Here is a 5,693-nt window from a genome sequence, read left to right on the forward strand (position 1 = left end):
ATCCGCTTCAAGGGCAACAAGGACTACTGGAAGCCGGACGAGGTGAAGGTCGACAACCTGATCTTCGCCATCAACACCGACGCCTCGGTGCGCGCGCAGAAGCTCAAGGCCGGCGAGTGCCAGATCACCCTCAACCCGCGCCCCGCCGACCTCGACGCGCTGAAGAAGGACCCGAACCTGAACCTGCCGTCGCAGGCCGGCTTCAACCTCGGCTACATCGCCTACAACGTCACCCACAAGCCGTTCGACCAGCTCGAAGTACGCCAGGCGCTGGACATGGCGGTGAACAAGAAGGCCATCATCGACGCCGTCTACCAGGGCGCCGGCCAGTTGGCGAGCAACGGCATGCCACCGACCCAGTGGTCCTACGACGAGACCATCAAGGACGCGCCCTACGATCCGGCCAAGGCCAGGGAGCTGCTGAAGAAGGCCGGCGTCGCCGAAGGCACCGAGATCACCCTGTGGGCCATGCCGGTACAACGCCCCTACAACCCCAACGCCAAGCTGATGGCGGAAATGCTGCAGAACGATTGGGCGAAGATCGGTATCAAGGCGAAGATCGTCACCTACGAATGGGGCGAATACATCAAGCGCGCCAAGGGCGGCGAGCATGACGCCATGCTGATCGGCTGGAGCGGCGACAACGGCGACCCGGACAACTGGCTCGGCACCCTCTACGGCTGCGACGCGGTGGACGGCAACAACTTCTCCAAATGGTGCGACGCCGGCTACGACAAGCTGGTCAAGGATGCCAAGCGCACCACCGACCAGGGCAAGCGCACCGAGCTGTACAAGCAGGCCCAGCACATCCTCAAGGAGCAGGTGCCGATCACCCCGATCGCCCACTCCACCGTGTACCAGCCGATGCGCAAGACGGTACACGACTTCAGGATCAGTCCCTTCGGCCTGAACTCGTTCTACGAGGTCAGCGTCGGCAAGTAGCTTCGCCTGCCAGCCGCGCCGCCCCGCCACGAGCGAGGCGGCGCCTCTCCCCGGGGCGGCCGACCCGGCCGTCCCGCTCCAGAGGAGTCATCCATGCGACCACGCTCTGCCCTGCGCTACAGCCTGCTGCTGCTCGCCTTCGCCGCCAGCGCCGCCATCCAGGCCCAGCCGAAGACCCTGGCGGTGTGCACCGAAGCGGCGCCGGAAGGGTTCGATCCGGCCCGCTATACCTCCGGCTACACCTTCGACGCCTCAGCCCATCCGCTGTACAACGCGCTGGCCGCGTTCGCTCCGGGCAGCGCCACGGTGATCCCGGCCCTGGCGGAAAGCTGGGACGTCTCCGCTGACGGCCTCGTCTACACCTTCCGCCTGCGCCAGGGCGTGAAATTCCACAGCACCGACTACTTCAAGCCAACCCGCGAATTCGACGCCGACGACGTGCTGTTCAGCTTCCAGCGCATGCTCGATCCGCAGCACCCCGCCCACGACCTTTCGCCCAGCGGCTACCCCTACGCCGACGCCATGCAACTGCGCGACATCATCGAGCGCATCGAGAAGATCGACGAGCACCAGGTGCGCTTCGTCCTCAAGCACCCGGAGGCGCCGTTCCTCGCCGACCTGGCCATGCCGTTCGGCTCGATCCTCTCCGCCGAATATGCCGGCCAACTGATCGCCAGGGGCAAGGGCGACGAACTCAACAGCAAGCCGATCGGCACCGGCCCGTTCGTCTTCACCCGCTACCGCAAGGATGCCCAGGTGCGCTACGCGGCCAACCCCGACTACTGGAAGGGTAAGCCGGCCATCGACCACCTGGTGCTGGCGATCACCCTCGATCCCAACGTGCGCGTGCAGCGCCTGCGCCGCAACGAATGCCAGATCGCCCTGACGCCCAAGCCGGAAGACGTCGCCGCGTTGCGCCAGGACCCGCAACTGACGGTGCTGGAAGAAGCGGCGATGATCACCTCCCACGCCGCGATCAACACCCGGCACGAACCGTTCGACGACCCGCGCGTGCGCCGGGCGATCGCCATGGGCTTCAACAAGTCGTCCTACCTGAAGATCGTCTTCGGCGACCAGGCCCGCCTGGCCATCGGCCCCTACCCGCCGATGCTGCTCGGCTACGACGACAGCATCCGCGACTGGCCCTACGACCCCGAACGGGCCAAGGCCCTGCTGAAGGAAGCCGGCGTCACCCCGGACACACCCCTGAACCTCTACATCAGCACCGGCAGCGGCCCCGGCGGCAACCCGGCGCGAGTGGCGCAACTGATCCAGTCCGACCTGGCCGCCATCGGCATCCGGGTGAACATCCGCCAGTTCGAGTGGGGCGAGATGGTCAAGCGCACCAAGGCCGGCGAACACGACATGATGCTCTACAGCTGGATCGGCGATAACGGCGACCCGGACAACTTCCTCACCCACAACCTCGGCTGCGCCTCGGTGGAGTCCGGGGAAAATCGCGCGCGCTGGTGCGACAAGGGCTTCGACGAAGCCATCCGCAAGGCGCGCATGAGCAACGACGAGAGCCAACGGGTAGCGCTGTACAAGGAAGCGCAGCGGATCTTCCACGAGCAGATGCCCTGGTTGCCGCTGGCGCATCCTTTGATGTTCGACGCGCAACGCAAGAACGTCAGCGGCTACCGCATGAGCCCGATGTCGGCGCGGGACTTTTCGCGGGTGAAGCTGGACTGATCGCTGCGCCGCACGCGGGAAGCCCTGGTCCTTGCCTTCCCGCGTGCGGCGTTATCGTTCGGCCGGATCAGCCGCCGAGGCCGAAGGGATCGTCGATGGACGGGCTCGGTTGGGTGAACCAGCGCGGTCCTTCCTTCGTCATGTAGAAGTGATCCTCCAGGCGAATGCCGAACTCGCCGGGCACGCAGATCATCGGTTCGTTGCTGAAGCACATGCCGACATCCAGCGGCGTGCGATCGCCACGCACCAGGTACGGGCCTTCGTGGACGTCCATGCCGATGCCATGCCCGGTGCGGTGCGGCAGGCCAGGCAGGCGGTAGTCCGGCCCCAGGCCGTTGGCCTCCAGCGAACGCCGCGCGGCGGCGTCCACCGCCTCGCAGGGCTGGCCCAGACGCGCGGCCTCGAAGGCCGCCAGTTGGGCGTCGCGCTCCATCCCCCAGAATTCGCGCTGGCGTGCGCTAGGCGTGCCGAACACATAGCTGCGGGTGATATCCGACTGGTAGCCGTGGACCTGGCAGCCGGTATCGATCAGCACCATGTCGCCATCCTTCAGCACCTGCGCATGCTTCACCCCATGCGGGAAGGCACTGGCGGCACCGAACAGGACGATGCAGAAGGTCGAACCGGGCGCGCCCACCTTGCGGTGCGCCTGGTGGATGAACTCGGCGACTTCGGTGGTGCTGATGCCTTCGCGGAGAATGCTCGCCGCGGCCTTCTGCACTTCCAGGGTCATGTCCTTGGCCCGCTGCATCAGCGCCAGCTCCTCGGCCGACTTGCGCATCCGTCCCTGGTCGATCAGCGGCGCGGCGCTGACGAAGTTCCTGCCCGGCGCCTGTTGGCGCAAGCGCTCGAACATGCCGAACGGCAGGCTCGGACACAGTGCGACCGTGCTGCGCTCGCCCACGCCGAGCGCCTCCAGGCGATCGAGCAGCAGGCGATAGGGATCCTGGTGTTCCTCCCAGGTGTGGATGGCGCCATCGACCACCTGGAAGTCGCGCACCGTACCTTCCTCGAAGGCCGGCGCAAGGTATTCGAGGGCGCCCTCGGCGGGCAGTAGAGCACCCACCAGGCGTTCACTGGGGTGCCATTGCACGCCGCTGAAGTAACGCAGGTTGCTGCCTGCATGCAGGTACGCCGCGGCGATGCCATGCTCGCCCATCCACGCCTGGGCCGCGGCGATTCGCGCACGGTAAGACGCCAGGCCGATCGGCTGCGCGCCGTCCATCATGTTCCGCAGACGCTCCAGCGCCTGCGCAGGGGTACTCCCGCCAACACCCACGGTCATTTGTTGTTCTCCTCGTCTGGACCGGGCTGAAATTTAAGTCGAGCTTAAATTCAGGTCAAAACAAATTTTCAGTCACACTTAAAAAATAGGGGTTCGGGTAGTTCATCTGTCAGACTTTATTGACGCCCCGCGCTGGGTATACTGCGCCTTTCAACAAGAGTCTCCCCAATGACCGTAGACCGCATCGGCGAACGCCTGCGTCGCTATCGCCGCGCCGCCAAGAAGACCCTGCACCAAGTCGCCAGCGAATCCGGTCTCACCGCGAGCTTCCTCTCCCAGGCGGAGCGCAACCTCACCGGTGTATCGATCTCTTCCCTGGCCAACATCGCCAAGTCGCTGAATATCCCGCTCAATGCCCTGTTCGACCAACCGGCACAACCCCAGCCCGACTCCCACGAAGGCGAGCGGGTACGCTACACCATCGAGGGCCAGCCGCTGGCCTACGAACGCCTGTCCAGCTCCTTCCCCGGCAACCTGATCAATGCGGTCAAGATGAACATGCCGGTGGGCTACCAGTCGGAGCTGATCTCCCATGAAGGCGCCGAGTTCTCCTACGTCCTGTCCGGGCAGATCGTCTACACCATCGAGGGGCGCCAGTACCCCCTCGGCGCCGGCGACTCGGTGCACTTCGACGCGACCAAGACCCATTGCCTGGCCAACGTCGGCAGCGATGTGGCGGAAGTCCTGACCATCACCACCATGGGCCTGTTCGACGACCATCCGACGCCCTGAGCCAGTCCGTAGCGCACCTTCCCATCCTGTCAGGCAAACGTTTTCGCAAGAGAAATGTTAGTCGTGCTTAATTTTCGTTGACCACAATTTCAGCATGACTTAATTTCGGCATCAGCGAATCGTCGACCAACAACAAACGGACGATCGCTGTCGCCGCACAGGGTCCATGGCTGTCACCCGCCATCCATGGAAAGGCGAGAGTTGCCATGGCCCATAAGGCCGATCCTCAGACGATGCCCTTAGAAAAAGAAAAAATGAGGTTTGCATGCGTAAGATCCTTCCCCTTCGGGCCTGGCTGGCAGCCGGTCTGATCCTCGGCTCCCCGTTCTCCCACGCCGCCAGCAACCTGGTGTTCTGCTCGGAGGGCAGCCCGGCCGGCTTCGATCCCGCCCAGTACACCACCGGCACCGACTACGACGCGACCTCGGTCACCCTGTTCAACCGCCTCGTCCAGTTCGAGCGCGGCGGCACCCGGGCGATCCCGGCCCTGGCGGAAAGCTGGGACATCGGCGACGACGGCAAGACCTACACCTTCCACCTGCGCAAGGGTGTGAAGTTCCACAGCACCGACTACTTCAAGCCGACCCGCGAATTCAACGCCGACGATGTGCTGTTCACCTTCCAGCGCATGCTCGACAAGAATCATCCGTTCCGCAAGGCCTACCCCACCGAGTTTCCCTACTTCACCGACATGGGCCTGGACAAGAACATCGCCAGGGTCGAGAAGCTCGACGAGCACAGGGTGAAGTTCACCCTCAACGAGGTCGACGCCGCCTTCATCCAGAACCTGGCGATGGACGTCGCCTCGATCCAGTCCGCCGAGTACGCCGGGCAGTTGCTCGAGGCCGGCAAGCCACAGCAGATCAACCAGAAGCCGATCGGCACCGGGCCTTTCATCCTGAGCCGCTACCAGAAGGATGCGCAGATCCGCTTCAAGGGCAACAAGGACTACTGGAAACCCGAAGACGTGAAGATCGACAACCTGATCTTCTCGATCAACACCGACGCCGCGGTGCGCGCGCAGAAGCTCAAGGCCGGCGAG

General features: G+C 64.5%; 6 protein-coding genes. 4 read left to right on the forward strand and 2 right to left on the reverse strand.

The window, feature by feature from the left end; translation table 11 throughout:
* Both HMPREF3014_RS23430 and HMPREF3014_RS23435 read left to right on the forward strand, forming a co-directional pair.
* Positions 1–942 (forward strand): ABC transporter substrate-binding protein (locus tag HMPREF3014_RS23430; protein WP_141765728.1); only part of this gene is annotated, 942 nt, incomplete at its 5' end.
* A 93-nt stretch (positions 943–1,035) separates the two neighbouring features.
* A complete protein-coding gene (locus HMPREF3014_RS23435; RefSeq protein ID WP_014603297.1) occupies positions 1,036–2,634 on the forward strand; it encodes an ABC transporter substrate-binding protein in 1,599 nt (532 codons plus the stop codon).
* A gap of 67 nt (positions 2,635–2,701) precedes the next feature.
* Here HMPREF3014_RS23435 and mdpA read toward each other — a convergent pair whose 3' ends face one another.
* Positions 2,702–3,919, reverse strand: a complete 1,218-nt coding sequence (mdpA, locus tag HMPREF3014_RS23440; protein WP_003107426.1) for a metallopeptidase MdpA — start codon at positions 3,917–3,919, stop codon at positions 2,702–2,704.
* Positions 3,920–4,087: 168 nt separating this feature from the next.
* Here mdpA and psdR point away from each other — a divergent pair, with 168 nt between their 5' ends.
* On the forward strand, positions 4,088–4,651 hold the full coding sequence (gene psdR / locus HMPREF3014_RS23445) for a transcriptional regulator PsdR (RefSeq protein WP_003094433.1): 564 nt from the start codon (positions 4,088–4,090) through the stop codon (positions 4,649–4,651).
* 67 nt (positions 4,652–4,718) lie between these two features.
* On the opposite strand, the gene HMPREF3014_RS34950 is transcribed toward psdR, so the two are convergent.
* Positions 4,719–4,859, reverse strand: a complete 141-nt coding sequence (locus HMPREF3014_RS34950; protein ID WP_153549509.1) for a hypothetical protein — start codon at positions 4,857–4,859, stop codon at positions 4,719–4,721.
* A gap of 57 nt (positions 4,860–4,916) precedes the next feature.
* Here HMPREF3014_RS34950 and HMPREF3014_RS35180 point away from each other — a divergent pair.
* A partial coding sequence (locus HMPREF3014_RS35180; RefSeq protein ID WP_256555107.1) for an ABC transporter substrate-binding protein occupies positions 4,917–5,693 on the forward strand: 777 nt, incomplete at its 3' end.

Origin of the sequence: Pseudomonas sp. HMSC065H01, from assembly GCF_001815235.1 — a bacterium.
Classification (GTDB): Bacteria; Pseudomonadota; Gammaproteobacteria; order Pseudomonadales; family Pseudomonadaceae; genus Pseudomonas; species Pseudomonas aeruginosa.

Coding starts and splice junctions, on each gene's coding strand:
- mdpA (WP_003107426.1), bottom strand. CDS start 3,919: ATGACCGTGGGTGTTGGCGGGAGTACCCCTGCGCAGGCGCTGGAGCGT.
- HMPREF3014_RS34950 (WP_153549509.1), bottom strand. CDS start 4,859: ATGGCAACTCTCGCCTTTCCATGGATGGCGGGTGACAGCCATGGACCC.
- psdR (WP_003094433.1), top strand. CDS start 4,088: ATGACCGTAGACCGCATCGGCGAACGCCTGCGTCGCTATCGCCGCGCC.
- HMPREF3014_RS23435 (WP_014603297.1), top strand. CDS start 1,036: ATGCGACCACGCTCTGCCCTGCGCTACAGCCTGCTGCTGCTCGCCTTC.